The sequence below is a fragment of the Collinsella aerofaciens genome (genome assembly GCF_015670745.1).
Lineage (GTDB): Bacteria > Actinomycetota > Coriobacteriia > Coriobacteriales > Coriobacteriaceae > Collinsella > Collinsella aerofaciens_T.
In genome coordinates this window covers 1-25,393 of record NZ_JADPCH010000013.1, presented here as the reverse complement: position 1 = coordinate 25,393, position 25,393 = coordinate 1, and the positions used below count along the sequence as shown (strand labels likewise).

The following is a 25,393-nucleotide window of genomic DNA, read 5'->3' as shown; positions in this document are numbered from 1 at the left end:
CAACGCCACGCCAGTCATTAATTGACAATATGCGAGCTCATATAGTCGATAAAGTGCCTCGTGGCGATGGGCATGGTGTCCCAACTGCGCCAAGCTGCCACTACGTCGCGCGAGGGGGCGTGCACGATGGGACGTACGCGAATATCGGCCCGCATGCCCTCCACAGTACGACGGTAGAGCATGCTCACGCCTAGGCCCTCCTCCACCATCGCCATGATGGTGTAGTCGTCAGTGACCTCGCTCGTCACGTGCGGCGACAGCCCATGCGCCGCAAACGCATCGAGCACTAGGCTCTGTTCGCCCTCATCCAGCAGCACAAACGGCTCGGACGCCAGGTCGGCGAGTGTCACCTTTTCCTTTGCCGTCAGCGGATGCGCGACAGGCAACAGCGCCACCAGCTCGTCGTGATAGACCACGCGCTTCTCGAGCCCCGCGGTAAACCCGCGTGCCGTAAAGCAAAAATCCACTACGCCGTCGTGCACCCATTGAGCGTTGCGCGTGTAATCGCCCTGCTTGAGGGTAAAACGTACGCCCGGGTGCAAGGCCCCAAAGTCGCGGATCACACGCGGCAACACGGTTCGACTCACGTTGGTAAACGTCGCGATGCGAATATCAGTCGACGAAAGTCCCAGCAGCTCCTGGCGCTTGCCCTCGAGCTCGGCCTCGGCAGTCACAATCTGGCGCAGGTACGGCAGATATTGTTTACCGTCGCGCGTAAGCGAAACACCCTGCTTACCGCGCTCGATAAGCGTGGTGCCCAGCTCGCGCTCGAGCGCCTTGACGGCCTGGCTCACCGCGCTTTGCGTATAGCCCAGCTCGTCGGCCGCACGTTTCAGGCTGCCGCAATCGACCACCATACAAACAATCTGATACCGCGATGCCATCGTGCCTCCACATCAATGCAGCCGTAAAACGTTTTGCCAGCGCTTTTTCTGCCTACATTAGTATTTCTTAATCATACTGAAGATACATTCGCTTTACTACATCCACATCTGGGAGCAGAATCCTTTTTGCGTAACCGTTCTGTAACAAAAGGAGTCCCATGGATCGCAAAAAAGCAATCGCGCTCTCATTTTCCGTTCCCGTCGCATGGGGCTTTTCGTATCCCCTCATGAAGATCGGCATGGACAGCATGAACGCCACGAGCATCGTCGCGCTACGCTGCATCATCGCCTTTGTGGTCTGCCTGCTGCTCTTCCACAAGCACGCGTTGCGCATTAACCGCGACCTTATGGTCCGTGCCGCCATCATCGGCGCCATTATGGCAACCGAGCTCACCTGCATGTGTCTGGGCTCCAGCCTCACTTCTGCCTCCACTGCCGGCTTTTTGCAGAGCCTGACGGTCGTGATCGTGCCGTTTGCCAACGCCGCCCTGCTGCGCCGCGCCCCCGAGCGCAAGGTGCTCATCGGCACGACTATCGTCACCTGCGGCATGCTGCTGCTCTCGGGCGCCGACTTTACCAGCCTGAATCCCGGCGCGATCATCATGCTGCTCTCGGCCTTTATCTATGCCAGCCACATTATCGTGGCCAAGCGCTTTGTCGAAGAAGTCGATCCGCTGGCTCTGGGCGTTTGGCAGCTAGGCTTTGGCGGTTTGTTCTCGGGCGTCGCGGCATTCACCTTTGGCGGCTTCACGCTTCCCAGCACGCCGGGCGAAATCGCGGTCGTCGTCGCGCTCGCACTCATCTGCTCTGCCTACGGCTTTATCACCCAGACACTCGTGCAGCCCCACGTGCCTGCCGAGACCACCGGTTTCGCCTTCTCGCTCGAGCCGGTATGCTCCGCCGTCTTTTCGTTCTTCCTGGTCGGCGAGGTCCTGAGCCCCATCGCCTTCTTTGGCGCCGCCCTCATCCTCACCGGCGTCATGGTGGCAACCGTCGAGCTTCCGCGCCTCCGCGCACATGGACAGGCTCGCATGGCAGGAGCGCCCGAGCACGTCTCGTAGACCCCACTCTTCATACAGCCGCGGCATAAAGGCAACCGGTGCGCCTTTACAATAGATGCCAGCAGAGCATCTGACGTAAAGGAGCCCCATGGACGCCGCGACCCGCGACCGCAACATAGCAACTTGGTTGGGCGATGCGCCGCTGCCGGTACGTGACACTACGAACCAGCTGCTCGAGCGTATCGCCCTTTTGCGTGCCGAGCAGACCATCTACCCGGCACAAGACGACATCCTCAATGCCCTCGCCTACACGCCGGCCGACCAGGTCAAAGTTGTCATCTTGGGTCAGGACCCCTATCACGGACCCAACCAGGCAATGGGACTGTCGTTCTCGGTCCCCGCGACGCAAACCAAGTTGCCGCCGAGCCTGCGCAACATCTATAAGGAACTCAAAGCTGATCTGGGTTGTCCCATTCCCGCCACGGGAGATCTAACACCATGGGCACAACAGGGCGTCCTGCTTCTCAACACTACGCTCACCGTGCGCGAGCATGCCGCGAACTCGCACGCCAAGCTGGGCTGGAGCACACTCACCGACTACATCATCGAGCGCTGCTGTAGGCTGCCCCAGTCGGTTGTCTTTTTGGCATGGGGCCGCTTTGCCCAGCAGATGGTCGAAGGCAAGCTCGCCGCGATCGGTGCGGGCAAGGCAACCGGCAAGTTCTGCCTGGCATCCACGCACCCCTCGCCGCTTTCGGCCAACCGTGCCACGGCAGTACTCCCCGCCTTTATGGGATCACGCCCCTTCTCGGCAGCCAATCGGCTACTCGAACAGCACGACTCGACCCCCGTCAACTGGACTTGCCTCGGCTAACAATCGATACATCAAAAATGCGCCCGACGGCTTTCCATCGGGCGCATTTCCTATTCGGGCCAAATAAATTGTGTGCGGCCGGCCTCGCCGCCATCGATTAGCAGACTCTGCCCGGTCATAAACCGGTTGGTCACGCCCACAAAGTAGATCCACTCGGCGATCTCTTGGGCGGTGGCCCAGCGCTTAAGCGGCGTGAGCTCCATAATCTGGTTCCACAGGTGTTCGTCTTCCATCACGCAACGGTTGAGCGGCGTGATAACGCCGCCCGGGTCCACACTGTTGGCAATGGCCTGCGGTGCCAGGCGGTTTGCAAGGTTCTTGGTGTAGGCGATAACGCCGCCCTTGCTGGCAGCATAGGCAGGAAACTCCGATCCCGTATGCCCGCTCGCCGACCCCACATTGACCACGGATTTGATAGCCGGCGCCGGCTTGGCGGCAAGCCCCTCCCCCGCAAAGGCGTAGCGCTCGGTCACGTTGATGGTGCCATACAGGTTGGCGGCGATGTCGTCAGCCGAATCCTGCGTACCGGCAACGTTCACGATCACCTGGGGTTCAAGATCGTCTGGAAACGCGTCCGGCTTGCGAACATCAACGATCAGATGGCGGTAGCGCTCGTGTTTGATCGCCGCCGGTAGCAAATCAAAGCCCACGACCTCGTGGCCCTCGTCCAAAAATCGTTGCACGCATGCGGCTCCGATACCGCCCGAAGCACCCGTGATCAAAACCCGCATACTTGCTCCTTAGGCGGTTGCGTGGCGCTCGAGGTACTCGGAGCCCACATTCTCGCGCTCCCAGCCGCGCACGACCTTGTAGCCCACGGGGCTCAGGAAAACCTCGCACAGCAGCTCGGCAACAGCGCCGGTCAGCGAGCACATAAGGACCTGCACCCAGGTCCAACCAAAGAACGTGTGGCTCACCACAATGGCAAAGACCAAGTTGTCGATAAACTGGCCAACACCCGTGGACACATAGGAGCGGAAGGCGAAGCTCGCAAAGTTATTCTTTTTGAGCATGCGGCCGAGCGACTGGTTGAGCGTGGAGTTAACCACGGCAGAAACGAGCATTGCCAACGAAGAGCCCAGCACCACGTACCAGGTGCCGCCGATGGTGGCGTTAAGGGCGGTGTTGACCTCGATCATACCCGTGTCGTAGTAGGCGCCCCACATGCCAGGCGTGAGCGAGCATGCCCAAAAGCACAGGCTCACGGCCAGGTTGACCAACAGCGCGAGGATAGAGATTTTGATGGATGCCTTGGCGCCAAAGCGCTTACAGATCATGTCCTGGCACAAAAACGAAACCCAGCTCACCACAAAGCCGCAATCGAGTGCCAGATACGGCAGGCTGATGAGCTCTTTGTTGGCCAGCAGGTTCATCATGATGACGCTCACGAAAAACAGCGAAACCGTTGCCGCGGGAATGCTCCGCAACAGGACCTTGTAGTCCTCCATGACCTTCTTGATCATTATGTACTCCTTTGGTTTTAGGTTTAACGAGCAGGATATCGGACCCGAACTGCTCGGACGTCACGGTCTTGAGACGACGGTGGGTATGATAGCCGCTCACACGGCATCAGGCAAGTAAATGGCGCGGCAGCCCCGCAGGGCCACCGCGCCGATGCGTTAAAAGGCCACGTTGCCAAACTCCGACAGGATAAGGTCGGGGTTGTGGTCAGTTGCCCAATCCACGTTCCACGGGCTCGTGAACAGCAGCAGCTTACCGCCGCGCATGTCCTCGACGCGCAGGGTGTCGCGCGTGAGCGAAAGGCCCGGGATATCGATGGTGTCGGGGTCATTCTGGATCCAGCGGATGTCCGTATAGGGCAGCGGCTGGCGACGAACCTCAACACGGTACTCGGCCTTGAGACGGCGCTCGAGCACCTCAAACTGCAGCACGCCGACCACGCCCACGATGACGCTCTCCATGCCGGCACCCAGCTCGCGGAAAATCTGGATGGCGCCCTCCTGGGCAAGCTCCTCCATACCCTTGACAAACTGCTTGCGCTTGAGCGTGTCGACCTGCGTAATGCGGGCGAACATCTCGGGGGCAAACGTCGGAATCTGCGGATACTGCACGTGGCGCTTGCCGGAACACACGGTGTCGCCGATGCTAAAGATACCCGGATCGAACAGGCCCACGATATCGCCCGCGTACGCCTCGTCCACGATGGCGCGGTCATCGGCCATCATCGACGTGCCCGTAGCAAGCTTGAGCTTGCGGTTGCCCTGCACGTGGAAGGCGTCCATGCCACGCTCGAACTTGCCCGAGCAAATGCGCACAAAGGCGATGCGGTCGCGGTGGTTCTTGTCCATATTGGCCTGGATCTTAAACACAAAGCCGCTAAAGTCATCGCGGCAGGGATCGACCGGCTCGCTGGTGAGCGTATCGGTATAGGCGCGCGGCGTCGGGGCCAGACGCAGGAACTCCTTAAGGAAGGGCTCCACGCCAAAGTTGGTGAGCGCCGAGCCAAAGAACGCCGGGCTCAGCTTGCCGCAGGCCACGGCATCCAAGTCGAGCTCGTCGCCGGCACCATCGAGCAGCTCGATGTCGTCCATCAGGTTCTTGTGGTTCTCCTCGCCGATGAGCTCATCCATGGCAGGATCGCCCAGCTCGGCCTCGATCTCGGCGACCTTCTTGGTGGCGTTGGCGTGGCCGTCGCCCTCAAAGGCGATAACGCGACGGGTCTGACGATCGAACACGCCGCGGAAGTTGCGACCGCTGCCGATCGGCCAGTTCATGGGATACGTATTGATGCCCAGGACGTTCTCGATCTCTTCCATGAGCTCAAACGGATCGCGAGCCTCGTGGTCGAGCTTGTTCACAAAGGTGAAGATGGGAATGTGGCGCAGCGTACAGACCTTAAAGAGCTTTTTGGTCTGGGCCTCGACGCCCTTGGCGCCATCGACGACCATGACCGCGGCGTCGGCGGCCATAAGGGTACGGTAGGTATCCTCCGAGAAGTCCTGGTGGCCGGGGGTATCGAGGATATTGACGCAGGCGCCGTTGTAGGTGAACTGCAGCACCGAGGAGGTAACGGAAATACCGCGCTCCTTCTCGATGTCCATCCAGTCCGAGACGGCATGCTTGGCCGAGCTCTTGCCCTTGACCGAGCCGGCGGTCTGGATGCTGCCGGTATAGAGCAGCAGCTTCTCGGTAAGTGTGGTCTTACCGGCGTCCGGGTGGCTGATGATCGCGAATGTGCGGCGCGACGAGATTTCATCCGACAGGCTTGCCATGCGGATCCTTTCTTGCATTGAGTGCATTACGTCGTTGTAACCGCACTATTGTAGCCGCGAAATCCCGATCTAGGGCACCTATCAGGACAAATTCATCAGTCAGGGCCGGGCAGCCGGCCCAATCCGAATTTGTCTCTTGCGTAACTGTGCATAGTGTATATATACTGTGCTTACCGGTTATATACACGTATAGCCCAACAGCTAAGGAGCCGCTGTGGACATCATCCTATCCAATTCGAGCGACAAGCCCATCTACGAGCAAATAGCCTCGCAAGTCAAAGCTCAGATCCTTTCGGGCACGCTCGCGGCGGGGGCCAAACTCCCCAGCATCCGTGCACTCGCGAGCGATCTTGGTGTGAGCGTCATCACCACCAAGCGCGCCTACGCCGATCTGGAGCAGCTCGGGTTTATCTGCACCGTGCAGGGCAAGGGCTGTTTTGTCGCCGAGGGCAACCAGGAGCTCTTGCGCGAAAACCAGCTCTGCCATATCGAGGAGCTGCTTGCGAAAGCGGCGAGCCAAGCCGAAGCCTTGGGCGTCACGCGCGGCAAACTACACGAGATGCTCGACCTTGTAGCCCCCGAAACCATGCAGTAACCATCTGCAAGAAAGGCTATGCCATGCAAACCTTGCTAGAACTCAAAGGTGTATCGCGCCGCGTGAGCGACCGCTTTTCGCTACGCGATGTCACGCTTGCCGTAGAGCCCGGCCAGATCGTCGGCTTTGTGGGCGCAAACGGCGCCGGCAAGACAACGACCATTCGCGCCGCGCTCGGGCTTATAAAGCTCGATGCCGGCGAGGTGCACCTGTTTGGGCAGTGCTATGGCGCCGACGCGCCCGACGAGACTCAGCGCCACCTGCGCTCCCGCATCGGCCTCGTCCTGGACACGTGTCCCTTCCCCTCCACGCTCAAGGTGGGCCAGGTCGAGAGGCTCGTAGGCCCGGCATATCCCACGTGGAGCTGCGAAACGTTCGCCGGATTCATCGACCGATTTGGCCTCAATCCCAAGACGAAGGTCAAGGACCTCTCCCGCGGCATGGGCATGAAGCTGCAGCTCGCCTGCGCGCTCAGCCACAATGCCAAGCTGCTCGTTTTGGACGAAGCCACCGCGGGCCTCGATCCCATGGCGCGCGAGGAGCTGCTCGATGAGCTGCTCGCCTTTGTTTCCGACGGCCAGCGCAGCGTGCTGCTCTCGAGCCATATTACGTCCGACCTCGATCGCGCCGCCGACCGCGTCATCTGCATCGATAACGGCTCGATTGTGTTTGACCTGCCGCGCGAGGACATTACCGACCGCGCCGGCATCGCCCACTGCACCCAAGCACAGGCGTCCGAGCTCATGGCTTGCGTCGAAGGCGCCCGTGCCGCCCACCACGCCTATAGCGTGGACGTGCTCGTGCCCAACCGTCGCGATACGCTCGAAGCCTTTCCCGAGATTCCCTGCGATCGGGCAACCATTGATGACTATCTGCGCCTCATGCTGAAAGGAGCTTCGAAATGAAACGCGCCTTTATGTCCGAGCTCGCCATCGTTCGCACGCTCGTCCCGAGCATCGCGGGTGTCGGCCTGTTCATATTCGTCGTGTTGACCCTCGCCAACGCATCGGACGGTGACTCTGGTATGAGCGCCGGCGCCTGCGCGGTAAGTGCCATGTCGCCCATCATGGTCATGAGTTCGCTGGCCGGCTTCGATAATCAAAACGGATGGGAGCGCTATCGGGCAACGCTGCCCATCTCGCGCAAAGACATCATCTGTGCACGCTACCTGAGCATCATTGTCTTCTCGGCTGTCATGGCGTGCGCCGCCGCGCTTCTGAGCATCGTCTCTATCCCGCTCTTCAACAGCGCGGGTATCCCCTCGACGGGACAGACCGTCTTTGAGATCACAATCGCTTCGACCGCGTCCATGCTCATTTCCCTCATGATGGTGTTTTTGGCACAGCCGCTGTTCTTTCGATTTGGACACATGGAGGCGCTGCGCCTTTCCGTCGGCCTGTTTGCCCTGCTCGGATGCCTTGCCATGGCAGCGCTGAGCTCCTCCAACCCCATCAGCAACTGGCTTATGTCGATTGCCGGGGCGAATCCCGATCCTGCCGTCCTTGGCTGTCTGTGTGCAGGAATTGCCGTACTGGCCCTCGCGCTATGTGCAATCAGCTGCACTGTCAGCACCAAGGTCTATCGAGCACGCGATCTGTAACCACGCGAGCCTCAATCCACGAAGGGCACGATCGCCGCCCCTTCCCGCAAATCCGTGGCAAACGGTATGTCCCCGGCGTGCGCCACCGTACTACTTGCGCAGCGGCTTGGGCAGCGGAATGCCGGCGGCGATGGCTGCGGCGATGATCATGCAGACGATACCCTTGAGTGGGAAGCACATGAGCAGCAGGCCCACGACCATGACCGGCTGACGCATGACCGCACCCATCGTCGATGCCGTGCAGACGGCGACGCAAAAGACCGGATCAGCGCCAGTGAGGATAGCAAAGCCGTAGCCCAGGCTCACGCCCGAGAAGATAACGGGGAAGAAGTGGCCGCCGCGCCAGCCCATGTTGATGAGGGCGGGGGTCAGCATGGCCTTAACAAGACCGGTCGCGATGAGCACACCGGCGGGGATGGTCAGATAGGTTTCCATGAGCACGTCGGCCTGCGTCTCGCCGGCAAACATGGTGAAGGGCAGAGCCGTACCGCAGGCGGCAAGTACCAGACCGGCCAGCATGGCCTTGGCGACGGGGCGCTCCCCTATTGCATGGGACAGTGCCTCGCTTGCGTGCTCGGAGACAAAGTACAGCCAGCCGCATACGGTGCCGACCAACGCCAGCGGGATGAGCCAGGCAAGTTCCAGGTTGCCCACCTCGGCGGACTCAAATCTGGGCATGCCCATGCCGCCGCCCACAAGCTGGCCAAGCAGCAGGTAGGCGCCCAGACCGCCGGCAATCGCAATGCCGTAGACCACCGTCTTTTGCGCCTTGGGCAGCTTGATGGTGATTTCGACGGATGCGGGGTCCTCAGCATCATTGGCACCATGGCTGTCGGCGCTACCGGCGAGCGGAGCCACAAAGCCAAAGACAGGCGCGGTAAAGAGCGCCGTCAGGGCAGCCTGGGCACCCAGCAGCGTAAGCTCCCTAAACTCGGCACCAAAGCGGCGCATGCGGTTGCCGACCCAGCTGCACAGGCCCGCGATGACGCCGGTCAGACCGGCCTCCGGTCCAATACTTCCGCCAAACAGCAGCGGCAGCAATGCCGCGAGCGAAAGCTTGCCCAGGTTGTCGTACGGGTAGCACCCGTCTTGCTTTACCTTAGCCATCACCTGGTTGAGGTCATCGGTCTTGGTGCCTGTCATCTTTTCGTACAGGCCAATCACCAAGCCGCCCAGCAGGCAGACAAAAAACGGGTACGGCAAAAAGCCAAACGGGCCGCTGGCAAGCTCGGGCGAAGCAACGCCCAGCGCGTGCGGAATCTCGGTCCATAGATAGTCGATACCGTGCTCCATCGCAAAAAAGAACAGCCAGACCGCGGCGCCTGCGAACGTACCGGTCACGGCAACGCTAACTAAAAACAGCGCACGGTTTTTGGGTTTTGCAAGGCTATCCATCGGGTCCTCCCGTGGCCAAAATCGACAAAGATAGGTTTTATTTTAGAGCGAATGTGGCCCAGACAAGCCAACCATCCGCGCTGCAAACGGCGCCAACGGGAAGCACGGCGGGACAGGCTCAAGGCTCATCCGTTGATAATCGAGGCAATCTCGTGCAGGTCCTCGGCAAAGTAGATGCCCTGTTGGCGCCGCGGGCTCGATAGGCCCTTATCGATCATGTGTCCGAGCAGTGCCTTGAGGTCGTTGTAGTAACCGTCCAGGTTATACAGGATGCACGGAGCACTCAGGTGCCCCAACGACACCGCGGACATAACCTCGGCAATCTCCTCGAGCGTTCCCGTGCCGCCGGGAAAGGCAATGAACGCATCGCCGAGCTCGATCATCTTTGCTTTACGCTCCGCCATATCGCTCGTCACGATGAGGTCGTCGATACCGTCATGTTGAAACTCGGCCTCGATAAAAAAGCTCGGCTCCACACCCGTCACGTGCCCGTCGGCATTAAGTACGCTATCGGCGAGCGCGCCCATCAGTCCCGACTTGGACCCGCCGTATACCAGCGCGTGCCCATTGGCGCCAATCCAGTCGCCCAGCTCCTGCACCGCGGGCAGAAACGCCGGGTCGTTGCCGGCACTGGCACCCAGATACACGGTGATATTCATGTTCAGTCCCCCTCATCGTGACGCGCGACGTTCGTCTTAGCGCTGCCGACGACGGTACTCGCGCACGCGTCGCGACAAATCGGCAAGTTCATCGCGGTCAAGCTCTTCCAAGCGCTCAAGATCGTCCATAAAGCGCGCCATGGTGTCCTTTTGGCGCATCTTGATGAGCGTATTGCAGTAGCTCACCGCCACGCCCGTGAGCATGGCGATGTAAAAAATGCTAATAACGCTCAGGACGACCGTGATGGCACGGGCGACCGGTGTCTCGGCCGGAATGTCACCAAAGCCGATGGTCGAGACCGTCTCAAAGCTAAACCAAAGTCCATCGCCAAACGTTAGGGTCGTGGGCTCAGAGAGCCAGACGGCCGTTGAACACAGAAGATAAAAGACGAGAAATAGGCCCGTGATACGCACGAAACCGGCCTGACGCAACACATCGGCCAGCGTCCTCAGCTTTTTCATCGAGACCCCCTTTTTTTTCAGGACAATCAATCGCTTTTGGTCGGTATTGTCCCACGCCTCCCCTGCAAACGGAACCAATCATTAAGAACGCTTCTAAACGACGGGTTGTGAGGGACAATCCTCCCACGACAAAACGAAGGACGTTTCAATCTGCGGAAAACGGGGCGTTCCCATCGAACTCGCAGCCTGAACTAGTATCGTGATATAGACACACCGCCCACCATCGTGCACGCAACACGCGGAAAGAAAGGAAGCCCACGATGTTTAGACCTCTTCGCAGGAAGAAGCGCGCTATCACCGATCAAGAGGCACGAGAGCTGCTCGTTAATTGCAAACGCGGCATTTTTGCCGTCAACGGAGACGACGGCTATCCTTACGCCATTCCCGTTAACTACTACTTTGACCCCGAGCACAACAAAATTTACTTTCATGGAGCCAAGGCGGGGCATAAGGTCGATGCACTCAAACGCAGCGACAAAGTCTGCTTTACCGTCTATGGCAACGATTGGTATAAAGACGACGACTGGGCACCCTATGTTCAGAGCACCGTGGTTTTTGGCCGTTGCCGCCTCGTGAACGATGACCCGGCGTTTGTCGAAGACAAAGTCCGACAGTTTGCCCTCAAGTACTATCCTTCTGCCGAAGAGGTCGAAGAGGAAATCAAGCAAAGTATCAGAGGCGTCCAACTGTATGAAATTACGATTGAGCACCTTTGCGGCAAACAAATTCAAGAAAAGTAGCGAACGTGGAAAACGCGCTCGCAACCCTCTGCGCTCTATGCGCCCACGCACATTGACGACATGGGCGCAAGCCGCGGTACCCGAATCGTGCGACCCCTATACCCCAAAAACGTAGCGGTCTAGGCGGTCGCACGCCTCTTTTACGCGCGAAAGCGGCAGCGCCAGATTCACGCGAATGTGGCAGGGCCCGTGGAACGGACGGCCATCCTGATACCCCACGCCCACGCGGGCGCCCTCGTCGAGCAGCCACTGAATATCACGGCCATGCTCGCGACACCACTCGGTGCAGTCCAGAAATACCATGTACGTGCCCTGCGGACGCGAAAACGCGACGCCCTTCCATTGTTTTTCTGCATACGTGCAGAAGTACTCGATATTGCCGGCAAGCACCTGGTTGAGCTCGTCCACCCACTCGTAGCCCTGCGGCTGGTAGGCGCCGATCAGCGCATGCATGGAGAGGACATTCATCTCGTTGTAGTGGGTCTTGTTGGACACGGCGCACACGCGGTCGCGCAGCGTCTCGTTGTAGACAATGTGGTAGCTGCCGACCAGGCCCGCCAGGTTAAACGTCTTGCTCGGCGCATAGAGGGCAACCGTGCGCATGCGGGCATCCTCGCTCACCGACTGCGTCGGGATGTGCTTGTGCCCCGGCAGGATGATATCGGACCAAATCTCGTCCGAGATCACCACGCAATCGTGCTGGCGATAGATGTCCATGGCGCGCTCAATCTCGTCGCGCTCCCATACGCGGCCGCAGGGATTGTGCGGCGAGCAGAACACCGCGGCATGGATGTGGTTTTGGGCGAGCTTGTGCTCCATGTCCTCAAAGTCCATACGCCACACGCCCTGGTCGTCGAACTTAAGCGGGCTGTGGACAATGCGATAGCCCGCGGCTTCGATAGACTTGGTAAAGCCGATGTAAGTAGGGCTGTGGACCAGCACCGCATCGCCTGGCTGGACATACGCGCGCAACGTCGACACGACACCGCCCAGCACGCCGTTTTCGTAGCCGATATGCTCAGGTGCCAGGCCCTCGACGCCATTACGGCGGCTCTGCCATTCGATGATGCGGTCGAAATACTCGGGGCGCGGATTGAAATAGCCAAACATGGGGTGCTGGGCACGCTGAATGATGTGTTCCTGGACCGTGGGCACCGTGGCAAAATTCATGTCGGCCACCCACATGGGAATGCGATCGAAGCTCTCATCGGGTGCGTTCGGAGCCATACCGGGGATCTCGCCCCAGGAGTCAACGGCGATGGAATCCATGCCGTGGCGGTCGATAAGCGAGCTAAAGTCGTATTTCATGCTGAACTCCCGTGCAAAGTGATTGTTTTGGTAGGCGTTATTGTCCACCAGCACGGGCGATTTTGGCATGGGTTTGGCGCTTAATTTGACGGGTGCGGACGAATGGCTGGTTAGTCTTGCGCGTCGTTGACGGCGACTACGGTTAGCTGGGTTTTATCGACCGTAAAAGATATGTCGAGCCCAGCATAAGCTAAGTGGTAAACGCGGTTTGGCTCGTGCTTGCTGCCCGCGCGGCGCGGATCTTGGCAAAGGACCTCGACCAAGCCGGGGAGCTTTGCGGGCGGGACCATATCCTGCAGCGCTTGTGGAAACTCAACATCGAGCTCTTGCCACGGAGCACCCTCAATCCAGCCGCCGGTCGCATCCGGGTGGCAGTCCGCAAACGGGATGTAGGGCTTGATATCGTAGATGGGCGTGCCGTCGCGCAGATCGGCCCCCAGCACATGGATGATGGGGCCGTCGTCGGTAAGCTCCACGCGGTCGAGCTTAACGCAGGTGAGCCCGATGGGATTAGGGCGAAACGGACTGCGCGTGGCAAAGACACCCACGCGCTCGGCTCCGCCCAGACGCGGCGGACGCACGGTCTTCGACCACTTGACGTTGGTGCCAGACCTGTCCTGCGACTTGGCATCGGCAGCTATGTCGTTTGCCGTGCCGCCGGGCGTTCCGTTTTCGAAGCGCCACAACAGCCATAGGTGAGAGAAGGAGTCCAGGCCCTCAACCGCTGCATTGGAGGCAAATTCCGGCTCAAAGACGATGTGTCCCTGCAGATGAGGCGCCAAAAAGCTGTTGCGCGGAATGCCGAACTTCTGCGGCAGATCGGTATGTATGTATGCAATAGGTTCCATGCCGGCCATTGTACGGCATGAAGGTGTGGGGCGTTGCGCGCAATTCTTCGCCGCGGTTCCCCGTCGTGCAACCAACGGTTGCTTGGAAGGGCACCTGCTGCCGCGTATGCTTAAGCCGCCAACCAGCAGAAAGGAGCCGCTATGGCCTTTGCAGAAAAGCTCATTGCCATCCGTCGCGCCCATCACCTTACCCAGGAGCAGCTCGCCGCCAAGCTCTTCGTCACACGCCAAGCCGTCAGCCGTTGGGAGCGCGGCGAAGTCACCCCGGGTATCGACATGATGAAGCTCATTGCCGCCGTAACCGGAGAGCCGCTGCCCCACCTGCTCGAAATGCCCGAGCATTATTGCCAGAGCTGCGGCATGATACTCACGCCCGACGACTGCGGCACCGACGCCACGGGCGCCACGACCGACCATTACTGCAAGTGGTGCTACGACCACGGCAAGTACACCTACGACACCACCATGGAGGCGATGATCGAGGATTGTGCCCCGCGTCTGGCACAAAACACCGGCATGTCACTCGACGAAGCCGTCTCGCTCATGGGCGCCGTCTTGCCGCAACTGGAACGCTGGCGCGCCGTGCAGGAAAACGAGGAGCGCTACGGCGCCGAAGCGCGGGCGCGCTATGGCGATGAGGCTATCGATGCAGCAGATGAAGCGCTGCTGGACATGGACCCCGAGACATGGAACGACATGAAGGAACTTGAACGCGCTGTTCTGGGCCAGCTTTCGATTGCCATGGGCATTGGCGACCCAGAGAGCAACGAGGCCCACAAACTTGTCGCAATGCACCGTCGATGGATTGCCCTTAACTGGGGACACGAGCCCCAAGACGAAGCATACCTGGGCCTCGCCCACGGTTATCTTGCCGACCAGCGCTTTGTTGACTACTACGACAAGCCCTGCGGCACCGGAGCCACGGCGTTTCTGGTCCAGGCCATCGAGTCGTCGTTGACGCGCGCATAGACCGCGGCTGCTTTGGGTATTTCAATCGAAACCTCAACCGATTGGAGACCCATGGCTACTAATCATGAGCTCACGCTGTACGTTATGACCGGCTGCCCGTATTGCATAAAAGTCAAGCGATTCCTTGCCGATAACGGTGTGACCATCCCCGAGCGCAATATCTCGACCGATACCGAAGCCGAGCAGACACTCATCGCCGTCGGCGGAAAACGCCAGGTTCCCTGCCTGTTCATCGACGGCAAACCACTCTACGAATCGAGCGACATCATCGCATGGGCACAGGAGAACCTGCTCTAGTGCAACAGAGTCGTTGGGGACGTTCTTAAATGACTAGTCGTTAAAGAACGTCCCCAATGACTAGCTAACTGTGGAAGCGGGCTATGGGCGCAAGTGGCTGCTCGCGAAAGACGCGATCGACGGCGGCGCGGTATTCGTCGACCTTTTTAGTCTTGCGCACGAGCTTGTGGACGGTAGCGGGGTCGGCGAAGGCGCATTTGGCGTAGAACCACCACTCCTTCATGCGAAAGACCGCATTACCGCCAATCTCTTCTGCATATGCCGCAAACAGCGTGTCGTGGAAGCGCTGCAGCTCAGCAGCCGTTGCAGCAGGGCCGCCCTTGACCATGCGAGCCAACGCGGGGTTCGCAAGCAAGCCACGCCCCAGCATCACATGGCGTGTACCGGGATAGGCCTCAACCAGCGCGTCCATATCCTCAAGATCAAAAATGTCACCGTTATAGGCGACCGGAAACGGCGCGCGCTCCAGCGTCTCGCCATAAAACTCCTTGCGCGGCGTGCCCGTATAGCGGTCCTTTTGTACGCGCGGGTGCACGATCAGCTCTGCCAACGGTATGCGGCAATACAGATCGAGCACGCGCTCGTATTCGTCGTCACTCTCCAGCCCCAGCCTGGTCTTGACCGATACCGGCAACGGCGAGCGTTCGCACACGTCGCTCAAGAACACCTCAAGTTCGTCGAGATTACGCAAGAAACCCGAGCCCTTGCCCTTGGCGACAACCGTCCCCGAGGGGCAACCCAAGTTGAGATTGACCTCGCGATAGCCCATGTCGGCGAGCACCTGTGCCGCCCACACAAACTCGTCCGCGTTCTTGGACATCAGCTGAGGCACTACGTTAAGCCCCTGGTTATTGGCAGGATCGATCTCCTTAAACGCCTTGCCGCCAAAGCGGTTGCCCACCCGCGGCGGCGGCAAAAACGGCGTGTAATAGCAATCGAGTGCGCCGAAGCACTCCGCATGCACGCGACGGAACACATGCCCGGTAATCCCCTCCATAGGGGCAAGCGAAAGAATCATCTACTCTTCTCTCATATCAACGGATGTGACAAAGGAACCGCCCCCTTGTTACATGCATTATGCCTTGTGCTCCAGATGATTCACAAGGCAGAGGCAGCAGCTTGACGATAATCACCCTTCCATCCGGCGCCTCATGCAACGAAGGTGAATGGTTTTCCGCGAAGTGAACGAGTGAAATCGGACCCTCGATGCATCGACACTTTTGGAAGGCCAATTCCTGCGGTTTTATCACTCAAATCCTGCGGTTTTAGCGTCGAAAAATGTGGGTGCTTCAGGGGTCCAAATTAGGTCGTTCACTTCTCGGGAAACCATTCACCTTCGATTTGCTGTTTGTGGGCATCGACAGCGGCTTCATGCTCCAAAAGACGACGTTCGCGATCAAACGATCACCAACAGCACGCTGTTGACCGCTATGTATGAACAACAGACATCCTCCACTCATCTATACTCAAGAGCGTGTGCGCATCGCCCCAAAAAACGATGAGAGTCGAGGCCCCCATGCAGCAGCTTACCGAACAAGAACAGAAACGCATCCAGCGGTACTGCACATACCCCAAAATCGCAGCGACCGCACTCGTCATGTCGTTCGTAGCATGCCTATTGATGTTGCCGCTCCAAATGATCAACGATATCGCGTTCCACCAAAAGGAATTCCAACCCGCGGGCATATATACCGCTATCGCACTCACCGTAATCGAACTCGCCATCTTTTGCTATTGCGCTCTTGCGCCGCGCTTTGGAATGCAGGGCAAACAGTGGAAGGAACTGCAGAGCAGGCTTGCGGTGGCCCAGACCAACAAGGACCATTCCGCGGAGGTCGCCGGCGTGCTTGCCACGCAAGCTGCCGGCCGCCTGCTCAAGAACAGCGACAACGATCTCGTACGCAACCTGGGCGGTGCCGCTGAGGTTGCCAGCGCCGTAGGGGCAGTCGCCACGGCGGCAGACGTGCTGGCCGAAACCTCGAGCAATGCCGAGGCCATGGCGGCCGCATACGGCGTTGTGATTCCGAGCGCCAAGAAACAGATTATCGCGCTCATCGCAGTGCCCGCCATTGTGCTGCTTGGCGTCTACATCCCGCAGTTTGTCCAGGGAAATAACGAGCTTCAGGCAAGAAAGGCTGCAGCCGCCGAGCAGCTCGCCATCGCGCAAGATGCCTTGGAGCCCGCGTGCGAACGCGTCGCGGCAGACGACCCATACGAGTCGTATCACGACTACGGCTACCGCATTATCGGCTATCTGCGCGATAATGACCTCGGCGCTCAAGCAGCCTATGTCTACCTTTCTTTCGATGCAGACGGCATGCTCACGGACGTCGATTACGTCAGTCAGATCGACCCCGAGGCAAGCCTCGCAGACAACCTCGCCCGCGCCGAGCAGGATATCGCGACGCTCTGCGCCCCGCTCAACGGGTTGGACATTTCCGTTGCCACACCGGGCCTCCTCACGCCATGCAGCCTGTCGGATGAATTTAAACAGACATTTTTAGCTGGCTCCCTATATGAAGAAATCAGCATCAAGACGGAGGACGAATCTATCAAGTCGTACTACACCTTTGACACCGAGGCCGCAGAAGAATTCGACGAATACACCCATCCGGAAATTAGGCTCATGCTCTCTGCAAAGAAGAACTAAAGGCTTTCGATCTAATTGCCGCTCGCGAACATCGTCTATATCTCGAGGTCTAATACTTTTCCAAGAAGTGAACGACCGTTTTTGGACCCCTGAAGCATCGACATTTTCTGGCGCCAAAACCGCAGGATTTGGTTGGCAAAACCGCAGGAAATTGCATCTCGAAAGTGCCGATGCTTCGGGGGTCCATTTTGACTCGTTCACTTCTCGGAAAAGTATTAGACCCCGATTTCGCAAGTGCCTCAATGTGACAAAGGAACAACCCTTTTGTCACATTATTCGGAGCGCAGGGCTTCGACGGGATCCCTTTTGGACGCGCTGCGAGCGGGCAGCAGGCCGGCAACGACCGTTAGCAACACAGAAATCGCAATGAGCACCAGCGCATCCTGCACGGGCAGGCTCATCAGATTGGGCACCTGTTTGGCAGCAAGCGCCCAGGCATTAACCGGGAAGCTCACGGCCACCACGACGACAATGGCAAAGACACCGGCGATAAGCCCCTCAATAAAGGTCTCGGCATTGAATACGTTGGCCACGTTGCGCTTCGACGCGCCGATCGCGCGCAGGATGCCAATCTCCTTTTTGCGCTCCAGCACGCTGATGTAGGTGATGATGCCGATCATGATGGAACTCACCACCAGGCTGATACTCACGAATGCGATGAGCACCAAGCTGATGGTGTTCACGATGTCGGTCACCGAACCCATGATGATGCCCATGTAGTCGGTGTACGAAATTGCCCGATCATCATGGCCAGCGGCTTTGACCTGCTTGTTGTACGCATCGATGTGATCGAGTACGCGCTCCTTGGCCTCAAAGTCGCGCGGGAAAATCTTGACCGAAATGGGGTCGGCCTCGTCCGCATAACCCAACGTGGTCAGATTGTTATCGTAGGTGAGCTTCGACGCCTTGGCATAGCTCATCATGAGCGAACTCAGGTCCTCGGCGTCCATGTTGAAGTGAATGGCATGAGCAAAGGCACTCGCATCCACGCGCATGGCGCTCGCCAGGTTAGCAAAACTCGACGACATCTGCGTCGCCATCTGGCCCATGAGCCCTGCTGCGCCTGCCCTGAGCTGAGCTGACACCGTCGCCGCAATCTGATCGCTGATCGACTTCATCACCTGATCCATAGCCTGCTGCAGATACGGAGCCAGCTGCTTTTGCACATAGTCGGTCATCGCCTGCTGCAGGCGCTCGGCCAGGGCATCGCCGCCGAGCGCTTTGAGCTGGGCCAGGATTTGCTGGGCTGCCGTATCACTCTCAAGATACGTCGAGAACGCGGCGGCAAGCTTTGACGCGTCCTTAAGATCATCGGGTGTCAGCGCCTTAAACTGATCAGACTGCAAAAAGCCCTCAAACAGCTGGTTGGCTAGCGTTCCCACCTGCTGCATTTGCTCGGGCGTGAGTTCCAGGCCGTCAAAGATGCCCGAGAAATCTGGAGCCGGCGCTTTGGCCATGATGTCACCGAAGTCGATGTCCTTGCCAACGCCCGAAAGATCAATATCCAGGCCCGACAGATCGACGCCCGTTAGATCAATGCCGCCGCCAGCCGCACCCGAGAGCGCAGACGTATCGAACGAGAACGTACTCTTGAGCGCCGCCTCGTCCACACTGAACATGCTGCCCAGGTCCACGCCTTGTTTGGCCTCGCCTTGCAGCTCATCGAAAGACTTGCCCGTAAAGACATCCGTCTCGGGGTGGGCGAGTTGCTCCTGCACAATCTGCGAATCGGCGGCGCGCTCCATAAGCTGGCGAGTCAGCGCATGCGTGTAGGCAATGCCCGGGGACAACGCGCTCGCGTTGGCCGTCTCGTTGGGTCGCACCACGCCCACAATGTGCACGTCAATACCGTTGGCAACCTTGGCCGTCATAAAATCGGCGTCGCCAGACATGTCAGTCCACATGCCGGTCTCTTCGTTTTTGCGATAGGCATCGGCCGGCGACAACACCTTAAACGTCGTGGACAGCGCATCGTCGTAGGTAAAGTCGGCGCCGGTCTCGGGCGTCTCGACCCCACCGTCAGCCGTCATGGCGCTGTTAACCAGATCGTTGAGTTCATTGATATCCAACGCACCGATGCTGTAGAGCGTGTAGTCGCCCACCGTGCCGCGACTCGAAAGCACCATCACGGCTTCGTTAGCAGACGTAGGCCAATGCCCCGCCACGACGTCGTATTGGCTGTCGAGCAGGCTCTGGTCGTCAATCATTTCGTTGAAGACCGAGGTTCCCATGGACTCCATGCTCACCGTTGCTGCCGAGCTCGCGCCGCCGCTCATGGCCTCGGTCATGGCATTGGGCACCAGACGCACGGGCTTCTCGTCTCCCTTGCCCGCGCGATAGACAACCGGCGTTACGCCATAGCCGTACTGAATAGCGTTGACCTCTTTGTCGATGCCGTCGCCACCGGCATCGAGCCATGCCTTAAAGCTCGTCATGTCGTTGGACTTAACACTTGCAAACATATCCTTTACGGCCGTGACCACGGGAATCTTATCGGTTCCCGGAGCCTTGCCGTCGGTGCCGTCGTCGGATAAATCCTCGCCGTTGGACGCCTCATCATCCACAGCCCCCTGTCCGCCCATCATGGACGACAGGTCGTAGTCCTGCTTGGAGATGGTGAGCGGGTAGCTCGAGAGCGTATCCTCCTCGACCTTTTTGATGTAGCCGTTTACGCCGTTGGACAGCGCCAGAATCGCCGCGATACCGATAATGCCAATCGAGCCCGCAAAGGCAGTCATGGCCGTGCGGCCCTTCTTGGTCATGAGGTTGCGGGCAGAAAGCCCCAGCGCCGTCACAAAGCTCATCGAGGTTTTGCGCGTAGGCTTGGCCTCGCGGCGCGTGGCCTTGGCAACATCGAAGGGGTCGGAATCGTCGGTGATCTTGCCGTCCGCCAGGTTGACGATGCGCGTGGCGTACTGGTACGCCAGCTCGGGATTGTGCGTGACCATAATAACCAGACGGTCGCGCGCCACGTCCTTGAGCAGATCCATGACCTGTACGGATGTCGTTGAATCCAAAGCGCCGGTCGGCTCGTCTGCCAGCACAATCTCGGGATCATTAATCAGGGCGCGGGCGATGGCCACACGCTGCATCTGCCCGCCCGAAAGCTGGCTCGGGCGCTTGTTAACGTGCTCGCCCAGGCCGACTTTCTCCAACGCCTTGCGCGCACGCTCGCGGCGCTCGGTATGGCCCACGCCCGTGAGTGTAAGCGCCAACTCCACGTTTTCCAAAATGGTCTGATGCGGGATGAGGTTATAGCTTTGGAACACAAAGCCGATGCGGTTGTTGCGGTAGGCATCCCAATCGCGATCGTGAAAGTCCTTGGTCGATATGCCGTCGATCAGCAAGTCACCGGAATCGAAATGATCGAGCCCACCGATAACGTTGAGCATCGTAGTTTTGCCCGAGCCCGAGGGACCCAGAATGGCCACGAACTCGTTATCGCGAAAAGACAGGCTTACGCTATCGAGCGCCACCTGCGTAAACGACTGCGTAACGTACCTTTTGCAAATACTCTTGAGCTCCAACATGGACGGCAACCTCTCCCACGCGGGCGCACTTGCCCGCTCTCCCCCGCCGTTCGTATTCGACGCGTTTGTCCTACTCTATCCCCATTTTTTGCCGGCGCCAGTGAGGAATGTAACGAAGCACGCCAAAAAACGAACGGGACGGCGCCTAAAAGAAGAGGCCCCGAGCGGGACCTCTATATGGTGGAGATTATCTTGAAAGGCAGCGGACTACTCCGCGCAGCGGCGCACGATCCTCGCCATGCTTTACGCGTTTTTTACTGCTCGCTATTCGCAATCGCCTGGTCGATAAGCTTGTCGAGTGCTGCGCGCTGCTCGGCTGAGCTAATGGCTCCCACGATGGGCTCCCCTACGATGTTGCCATTCTGATCGATGACATACGTTGTCGGGAACGAGAACAAATTTGACGTGAACTTACCGGCCTCGCTATCCGACTTGAACCAGATGTTCTTATACGTCACGCCCTTCTTGCTCAGCACGTCCTTGGCATCTGCGATCTCGCCCTTGTTGCCATCGAGCGTAAAGGAATTGACGCCCACGACCTGGCCGCCCTTCTCGGCAAGCTCCTGATTCAGCTTCTCAAGATCGCCCAGCTCGCCCACGCACGGCTTGCAAGTAGTGAACCAGAAGTTCATGACGGTGACCTTGTTCTTAGAGAACAGCTCGTCGCTGCTCACGTCGTTGCCATCCAGGTCTCTGCCCGTAAAGCTGGGGAACTTCGTCGCCTCGCTCGAAGCATTGGCACCAGCCGTCATGCCAGCGGCCGAAGCATCGACGCTCTCGCCTGCGCTCGGCGTGCTTCCACAGCCGGGGAACTCCTTCTCCAAGCTCTCGAGCTTGTCCTCGATCTCCTTGATCTGCTGTGCACCGGCCTTGAGCGTCTTAAGCTCATCCGCCGTGAACTCATCCTTGGCACCGTCGATGGTCTTGAGCAGGAAATCGCCGTAATTGCTGCCGTCCTCAATCATTGCCGAATCTTTATTTGCCGCATTGAATACCTTTTCCCACAGCGCGTTATCACTCGAAAAGATCTCGTTCTCCTTCTGCATGAGCTTCGCATACAGCTCGGCGGCCTCGTCGGCATTGGTCGGCTTCTGCGCAGTGAGTTCTGCGATCTCAGGATCGGAGCCCGCAGATTCGCTCGCATTGCCACCAGGCGCCGAACACGCCACAAGACACAAGGCCAGCACCGGCACCATAAACAGGGCCGCAATCTTAGAAAGCTTCATGGTCATTCCTCCGTTTTGTCGAAGCTTGTTTACTTTTTATCGGCGGTCAAGGGGAGCTTTTCCGCCGACACATCCAGGCCATAGCGATAGCTGATGGCATCGACGGGACAGGCCCCGATGCACTTTCCGCACCGGATACATTCGGCATGATTGGGCGCGCGGACCACATCAACGTCCATCTGACAAACCCTTAAACACTTGCCGCACGAGACGCATTTGCACGCGTCGACCTGAATCCCCAACAAGGACACCTTATTCATGAGCGCATAGAATGCGCCGAGTGGACAAATCCATTTGCAGAAGGGGCGGTAGAACAAAACGCTCAGCACTACCACGGCAATGAGAACGGCAAGTTTCCAAGTAAAGAGATGTCCCAACGCAGATCGAATGCCGGCATTGGCAATGGCCAGCGGAATGGCGCCCTCGAGCACGCCCTGCGGACAGATGTACTTACAAAAGAACGGATCGCCCATGCCCACGTCGTTAACCACCAAGACGGGCAGCAGCACCACGGCAAACAGCAGCACGACGTACTTGATGTACGTGAGCGGCTTAAGCTTTTTCGTGGAGAACTTTTTTCCGGGAATCTTATGAAGCAGCTCCTGCAGCCAGCCAAACGGGCACAGAAAGCCGCATACAAAGCGTCCCAGCAGCACGCCGAGCAAAATGAGCGTACCGGTAACATAGTAAGAAAAGTTGAACTTGGATGAACCTACCACCGACTGGAACGACCCGATGGGGCACGCACCCGATGCCGCGGGGCACGAATAGCAGTTAAGTCCAGGTACGCAGACTGTTTTTCCCGCGCCCTGATAGATGCTTCCTTTGGCAAAGTTTGGCAGGTGAATGTTGGTGACCAGCGTCGCCGCCGCCTGAATGAATCCGCGAAATCGGGCCAAAACATGCGACGCAGTGTTTTCTCTTTTATCCAATTCCGATACACTCCAAGCACAGCCTAATCGCTTTGGCCAGCACGGCATCCGCCTCGCCACGCATAACACCAAAGCACACCATGGCAATTCCGACGATCAACAAAGCGACCTGTACCATGGGTTTTACCGCTTTAAACAACTCGACCACTCCTTTCGTTACGCGACCATTGGACCATATCGACTATAAAATCCGTGTTAAGCGCGATTTGGAATGTGCAAGGAGACTGTTATGCGTATTTTGATCGTCGAAGACGAGCGAGCGCTGTGCGATGCAATCGCGCGCAGCTTGCGAAACTTGGCGTACAGCGTCGACTGCTGCCACGACGGACAGGAGGCGCTCGACCTGCTGGGCGTCGAAGTCTTTGACCTCGTGGTACTCGACCTCAACCTTCCCCGTATCGATGGCATGACCGTGCTCAGGGAACTTAGGAAAACCGACTGCGAGACCAAGGTACTGATTCTGTCCGCACGCGGCGAGGTCGCCGACAAGGTCGCCGGACTCGATGCCGGCGCCAACGATTACCTTACCAAGCCGTTTCATCTTGACGAGCTTGCGGCAAGGATCCGCAGCCTTACCCTCAGGCGCTTTGCACAAAGCGACATAGTATTAACCTGTGGAAAGCTCCGCTTTGACACCAAGGCGTGCATCGCTTCCGTAGACAGCGAGGCCCTATCTCTTACGCGCAAGGAAACGGGAATCTTGGAATACCTGATGCTTAATCAGGGGCGACCGGTAAGCCAAGAGGAGCTTATAGAGCACGTTTGGGATAGCAGCGTGAACAGCTTTAGCAACGCGACCCGCGTTCACATCTCGTCACTCCGCAAAAAGCTACGCAGCGCTTTGGGATACGACCCGATTCGCAATCGGATTGGAGAGGGCTACGTTATGGAGGATAGCGAATGAAAAGGCTTTCGCTGCAATGGCGCATAACGATTACGACGGCACTGCTCACGTGTGCGGCATGCGTGCTGACGAACTGCCTGGTCGGCTATACGGGCATGCGCTACATGGATGCCATCGGCAGTAACATCTCGGCCTTTAACGCAACCGGCGAAAATTCGCCCCAGGCGTTCGACCCAACGAAAGCGACCCCCGATGACAAGGTCACGATCGTCGTAAACGACGCACAGGAGTCTTTTGGCACGACAACCTGGTGCATCACGGCCGGAGTCACACTCCTTGGCGGCGTGCTGGCATACTTTGTGAGCGGCCGTGCGCTCAAACCACTACGAGCTTTTGCCGCCCAGGTTGAGCGTGTGCAGCCTGACAACCTAAGCGAAATCAGACTCAGCGAAGATGTGCCCACCGAGCTACAACGATGCAGCGCCTCTTTCAACGACATGATCGCCCGTCTTGGCGAAGGGTTCTCTGCACAGCGTCAGTTTACCGGCAACGCCGCACACGAGCTGCGCACCCCGCTCGCCCTTATGCAAGCACAGATTGAACTATTCATCTCCGAGCACTCCGGTTTGCAAGCCGAAACAGCCGAGCTGCTCGGCCTGCTACAAGAACAAACTGAGCGCATGTCTCGAATGACCAAGGTATTGCTCGAGATGAGTGAGCTCCGCAGTGTCCCTTGCGGGGACGCTGTTGAACTCGGCCCCCTGTCCGAAGAGGTCCTCACCGACCTTGCGCCACTTGCCGAGAATAAGGGCGTAGCCCTCAATTGTGCTGGAGACGCTTTAGTAATCGGGAGCGACACGCTCCTCTATCGGCTGGTGTTTAACCTGGTCGAAAATGCCATCCATTACAGCCGCCCCGGCTCGACTGTCAACGTCTCCATCTGCGACAACGACAGCCACGTGTTCCTGAGAGTCGAGGACCAGGGCCCGGGAATACCCAAGCAGTACCGTGAGAGCATCTTCCAACCGTTCTTTCGCCTGGATAAATCCCGCAGCAGGGCATACGGCGGCGCAGGACTCGGGCTAGCGCTTGTTTGGGAGATTGCAGCGCTTCACGGTGGCACGGTAGAGGTCGAAGCAAATTCCGAGAACGGAACCGTGATGCTCGTGACCCTCTCAAAGGGGGCCACCACGTGATCCGACTGTCCAGGAGTCCCACTCGACATTGTGAAACGCGTCCCAAAACTTGGACATGAGAAATGGGAGACAGTGGAGTGGGTATGATGAATTGGACACCTAGTTAAGAGCGAAAGGTGTTCAAGATGGCCCAAAGAAGAAAGCGATACG

The 25,393-nt window shown here is 58.5% G+C and carries 25 protein-coding genes; 11 read left to right on the top strand and 14 right to left on the bottom strand.

Going from position 1 to position 25,393, the window contains the following annotated elements:
• Positions 1-17 precede the first annotated feature (17 nt).
• Positions 18-884, bottom strand: coding sequence for a LysR family transcriptional regulator (locus I4W07_RS06005; RefSeq protein WP_196025951.1), 867 nt, complete (start codon positions 882-884; stop codon positions 18-20).
• Between the two features lie 158 nt (positions 885-1,042).
• Here I4W07_RS06005 and I4W07_RS06000 point away from each other — a divergent pair, with 158 nt between their 5' ends.
• Together I4W07_RS06000 and I4W07_RS05995 are read left to right on the top strand one after the other, a co-directional pair.
• Entirely contained in the window at positions 1,043-1,945 is a 903-nt protein-coding gene (locus I4W07_RS06000) for a DMT family transporter (protein ID WP_196025950.1), read from the top strand.
• A gap of 88 nt (positions 1,946-2,033) precedes the next feature.
• On the top strand, positions 2,034-2,759 hold the full coding sequence (locus I4W07_RS05995; RefSeq protein ID WP_196025949.1) for a uracil-DNA glycosylase: 726 nt from the start codon (positions 2,034-2,036) through the stop codon (positions 2,757-2,759).
• Between the two features lie 50 nt (positions 2,760-2,809).
• On the opposite strand, the gene I4W07_RS05990 is transcribed toward I4W07_RS05995, so the two are convergent.
• The 3 genes from I4W07_RS05990 to I4W07_RS05980 form a co-directional block, all read right to left on the bottom strand.
• Entirely contained in the window at positions 2,810-3,490 is a 681-nt protein-coding gene (locus I4W07_RS05990) for an SDR family NAD(P)-dependent oxidoreductase (RefSeq protein WP_195362113.1), read from the bottom strand.
• Positions 3,491-3,499: 9 nt separating this feature from the next.
• Entirely contained in the window at positions 3,500-4,222 is a 723-nt protein-coding gene (locus tag I4W07_RS05985) for a VUT family protein (protein ID WP_022093974.1), read from the bottom strand.
• A 156-nt stretch (positions 4,223-4,378) separates the two neighbouring features.
• Positions 4,379-5,992 (bottom strand): peptide chain release factor 3, encoded by a 1,614-nt coding sequence (locus I4W07_RS05980; RefSeq protein ID WP_196025948.1) that lies wholly within the window; start codon positions 5,990-5,992, stop codon positions 4,379-4,381.
• A 214-nt stretch (positions 5,993-6,206) separates the two neighbouring features.
• Here I4W07_RS05980 and I4W07_RS05975 point away from each other — a divergent pair, with 214 nt between their 5' ends.
• From I4W07_RS05975 to I4W07_RS05965, 3 genes are read left to right on the top strand one after another with little or no spacing between them, the layout of a single operon-like run.
• Positions 6,207-6,587, top strand: a complete 381-nt coding sequence (locus I4W07_RS05975; protein WP_196025947.1) for a GntR family transcriptional regulator — start codon at positions 6,207-6,209, stop codon at positions 6,585-6,587.
• Positions 6,588-6,610: 23 nt separating this feature from the next.
• Entirely contained in the window at positions 6,611-7,492 is an 882-nt protein-coding gene (locus tag I4W07_RS05970) for an ABC transporter ATP-binding protein (protein WP_196025946.1), read from the top strand.
• A complete protein-coding gene (locus I4W07_RS05965) occupies positions 7,489-8,187 on the top strand; it encodes an ABC-2 transporter permease (RefSeq protein WP_196025945.1) in 699 nt (232 codons plus the stop codon). The genes I4W07_RS05970 and I4W07_RS05965 overlap by 4 nt, the downstream gene beginning before the upstream one ends.
• Before the next feature lie 90 nt (positions 8,188-8,277).
• Here I4W07_RS05965 and I4W07_RS05960 read toward each other — a convergent pair whose 3' ends face one another.
• The 3 genes from I4W07_RS05960 to I4W07_RS05950 form a co-directional block, all read right to left on the bottom strand.
• On the bottom strand, positions 8,278-9,582 hold the full coding sequence (locus tag I4W07_RS05960; protein WP_196025944.1) for a chloride channel protein: 1,305 nt from the start codon (positions 9,580-9,582) through the stop codon (positions 8,278-8,280).
• A gap of 125 nt (positions 9,583-9,707) precedes the next feature.
• The gene (locus I4W07_RS05955; protein ID WP_196025943.1) at positions 9,708-10,241 is read right to left on the bottom strand and encodes an LOG family protein; all 534 of its coding nucleotides are present in this window, start codon (positions 10,239-10,241) and stop codon (positions 9,708-9,710) included.
• Positions 10,242-10,277: 36 nt separating this feature from the next.
• The gene (locus I4W07_RS05950) at positions 10,278-10,703 is read right to left on the bottom strand and encodes a potassium channel family protein (RefSeq protein WP_196025942.1); all 426 of its coding nucleotides are present in this window, start codon (positions 10,701-10,703) and stop codon (positions 10,278-10,280) included.
• Between the two features lie 260 nt (positions 10,704-10,963).
• On the opposite strand from I4W07_RS05950, the gene I4W07_RS05945 reads away from it, so the two are divergent.
• Entirely contained in the window at positions 10,964-11,443 is a 480-nt protein-coding gene (locus I4W07_RS05945; protein WP_196025941.1) for a pyridoxamine 5'-phosphate oxidase family protein, read from the top strand.
• A 96-nt stretch (positions 11,444-11,539) separates the two neighbouring features.
• Here I4W07_RS05945 and I4W07_RS05940 read toward each other — a convergent pair whose 3' ends face one another.
• Entirely contained in the window at positions 11,540-12,751 is a 1,212-nt protein-coding gene (locus I4W07_RS05940; RefSeq protein WP_196025940.1) for a MalY/PatB family protein, read from the bottom strand.
• Between the two features lie 110 nt (positions 12,752-12,861).
• On the bottom strand, positions 12,862-13,599 hold the full coding sequence (locus tag I4W07_RS05935) for an SAM-dependent methyltransferase (protein ID WP_230317509.1): 738 nt from the start codon (positions 13,597-13,599) through the stop codon (positions 12,862-12,864).
• Positions 13,600-13,740: 141 nt separating this feature from the next.
• On the opposite strand from I4W07_RS05935, the gene I4W07_RS05930 reads away from it, so the two are divergent.
• Both I4W07_RS05930 and I4W07_RS05925 read left to right on the top strand, forming a co-directional pair.
• Complete coding sequence (locus I4W07_RS05930) at positions 13,741-14,568, top strand: TipAS antibiotic-recognition domain-containing protein (protein ID WP_196025938.1); 828 nt, start codon at positions 13,741-13,743, stop codon at positions 14,566-14,568.
• A gap of 51 nt (positions 14,569-14,619) precedes the next feature.
• Complete coding sequence (locus tag I4W07_RS05925; RefSeq protein WP_196025937.1) at positions 14,620-14,865, top strand: glutaredoxin family protein; 246 nt, start codon at positions 14,620-14,622, stop codon at positions 14,863-14,865.
• Positions 14,866-14,929: 64 nt separating this feature from the next.
• Here I4W07_RS05925 and I4W07_RS05920 read toward each other — a convergent pair whose 3' ends face one another.
• Positions 14,930-15,883: a tRNA dihydrouridine synthase gene (locus I4W07_RS05920; protein ID WP_195443753.1), complete on the bottom strand. Its 954-nt coding sequence runs from the start codon at positions 15,881-15,883 to the stop codon at positions 14,930-14,932.
• Positions 15,884-16,501: 618 nt separating this feature from the next.
• Between I4W07_RS05920 and I4W07_RS05915 the strand changes: the two genes are divergently transcribed.
• A complete protein-coding gene (locus I4W07_RS05915) occupies positions 16,502-17,515 on the top strand; it encodes a hypothetical protein (RefSeq protein WP_196025936.1) in 1,014 nt (337 codons plus the stop codon).
• Positions 17,516-17,787: 272 nt separating this feature from the next.
• On the opposite strand, the gene I4W07_RS05910 is transcribed toward I4W07_RS05915, so the two are convergent.
• The 4 genes from I4W07_RS05910 to I4W07_RS09390 form a co-directional block, all read right to left on the bottom strand.
• The gene (locus I4W07_RS05910; protein ID WP_196025935.1) at positions 17,788-21,045 is read right to left on the bottom strand and encodes an ABC transporter ATP-binding protein/permease; all 3,258 of its coding nucleotides are present in this window, start codon (positions 21,043-21,045) and stop codon (positions 17,788-17,790) included.
• A 254-nt stretch (positions 21,046-21,299) separates the two neighbouring features.
• Positions 21,300-22,271, bottom strand: a complete 972-nt coding sequence (locus tag I4W07_RS05905; protein ID WP_196025934.1) for a TlpA family protein disulfide reductase — start codon at positions 22,269-22,271, stop codon at positions 21,300-21,302.
• Positions 22,272-22,300: 29 nt separating this feature from the next.
• Positions 22,301-23,203, bottom strand: coding sequence for a 4Fe-4S binding protein (locus tag I4W07_RS05900; RefSeq protein WP_196025933.1), 903 nt, complete (start codon positions 23,201-23,203; stop codon positions 22,301-22,303).
• Complete coding sequence (locus I4W07_RS09390; protein ID WP_254179316.1) at positions 23,196-23,267, bottom strand: CD1871A family CXXC motif-containing protein; 72 nt, start codon at positions 23,265-23,267, stop codon at positions 23,196-23,198. Before I4W07_RS09390 ends, I4W07_RS05900 begins: the two co-directional genes overlap by 8 nt.
• Before the next feature lie 147 nt (positions 23,268-23,414).
• On the opposite strand from I4W07_RS09390, the gene I4W07_RS05895 reads away from it, so the two are divergent.
• Positions 23,415-24,107, top strand: a complete 693-nt coding sequence (locus I4W07_RS05895; protein WP_230317508.1) for a response regulator transcription factor — start codon at positions 23,415-23,417, stop codon at positions 24,105-24,107.
• The gene (locus I4W07_RS05890; RefSeq protein ID WP_196025931.1) at positions 24,104-25,243 is read left to right on the top strand and encodes a HAMP domain-containing sensor histidine kinase; all 1,140 of its coding nucleotides are present in this window, start codon (positions 24,104-24,106) and stop codon (positions 25,241-25,243) included. The genes I4W07_RS05895 and I4W07_RS05890 overlap by 4 nt, the downstream gene beginning before the upstream one ends.
• Positions 25,244-25,393: the final 150 nt, after the last annotated feature.

Excerpts from the sequence above, each read along its gene's own strand:
- I4W07_RS05955 (WP_196025943.1), bottom strand. The coding sequence starts at position 10,241 with ATGAATATCACCGTGTATCTGGGTGCCAGTGCCGGCAACGACCCGGCG.
- I4W07_RS05965 (WP_196025945.1), top strand. The coding sequence starts at position 7,489 with ATGAAACGCGCCTTTATGTCCGAGCTCGCCATCGTTCGCACGCTCGTC.
- I4W07_RS05960 (WP_196025944.1), bottom strand. The coding sequence starts at position 9,582 with ATGGATAGCCTTGCAAAACCCAAAAACCGTGCGCTGTTTTTAGTTAGC.
- I4W07_RS05910 (WP_196025935.1), bottom strand. The coding sequence starts at position 21,045 with ATGTTGGAGCTCAAGAGTATTTGCAAAAGGTACGTTACGCAGTCGTTT.
- I4W07_RS05995 (WP_196025949.1), top strand. The coding sequence starts at position 2,034 with ATGGACGCCGCGACCCGCGACCGCAACATAGCAACTTGGTTGGGCGAT.
- I4W07_RS05950 (WP_196025942.1), bottom strand. The coding sequence starts at position 10,703 with ATGAAAAAGCTGAGGACGCTGGCCGATGTGTTGCGTCAGGCCGGTTTC.
- I4W07_RS05970 (WP_196025946.1), top strand. The coding sequence starts at position 6,611 with ATGCAAACCTTGCTAGAACTCAAAGGTGTATCGCGCCGCGTGAGCGAC.
- I4W07_RS05920 (WP_195443753.1), bottom strand. The coding sequence starts at position 15,883 with ATGATTCTTTCGCTTGCCCCTATGGAGGGGATTACCGGGCATGTGTTC.
- I4W07_RS05895 (WP_230317508.1), top strand. The coding sequence starts at position 23,415 with ATGTGCAAGGAGACTGTTATGCGTATTTTGATCGTCGAAGACGAGCGA.
- I4W07_RS05915 (WP_196025936.1), top strand. The coding sequence starts at position 16,502 with ATGATCAACGATATCGCGTTCCACCAAAAGGAATTCCAACCCGCGGGC.
- I4W07_RS05905 (WP_196025934.1), bottom strand. The coding sequence starts at position 22,271 with ATGAAGCTTTCTAAGATTGCGGCCCTGTTTATGGTGCCGGTGCTGGCC.
- I4W07_RS05925 (WP_196025937.1), top strand. The coding sequence starts at position 14,620 with ATGGCTACTAATCATGAGCTCACGCTGTACGTTATGACCGGCTGCCCG.
- I4W07_RS05930 (WP_196025938.1), top strand. The coding sequence starts at position 13,741 with ATGGCCTTTGCAGAAAAGCTCATTGCCATCCGTCGCGCCCATCACCTT.
- I4W07_RS05990 (WP_195362113.1), bottom strand. The coding sequence starts at position 3,490 with ATGCGGGTTTTGATCACGGGTGCTTCGGGCGGTATCGGAGCCGCATGC.
- I4W07_RS05985 (WP_022093974.1), bottom strand. The coding sequence starts at position 4,222 with ATGATCAAGAAGGTCATGGAGGACTACAAGGTCCTGTTGCGGAGCATT.
- I4W07_RS05890 (WP_196025931.1), top strand. The coding sequence starts at position 24,104 with ATGAAAAGGCTTTCGCTGCAATGGCGCATAACGATTACGACGGCACTG.
- I4W07_RS05945 (WP_196025941.1), top strand. The coding sequence starts at position 10,964 with ATGTTTAGACCTCTTCGCAGGAAGAAGCGCGCTATCACCGATCAAGAG.
- I4W07_RS05940 (WP_196025940.1), bottom strand. The coding sequence starts at position 12,751 with ATGAAATACGACTTTAGCTCGCTTATCGACCGCCACGGCATGGATTCC.
- I4W07_RS05935 (WP_230317509.1), bottom strand. The coding sequence starts at position 13,599 with ATGGAACCTATTGCATACATACATACCGATCTGCCGCAGAAGTTCGGC.
- I4W07_RS06000 (WP_196025950.1), top strand. The coding sequence starts at position 1,043 with ATGGATCGCAAAAAAGCAATCGCGCTCTCATTTTCCGTTCCCGTCGCA.
- I4W07_RS05980 (WP_196025948.1), bottom strand. The coding sequence starts at position 5,992 with ATGGCAAGCCTGTCGGATGAAATCTCGTCGCGCCGCACATTCGCGATC.
- I4W07_RS06005 (WP_196025951.1), bottom strand. The coding sequence starts at position 884 with ATGGCATCGCGGTATCAGATTGTTTGTATGGTGGTCGATTGCGGCAGC.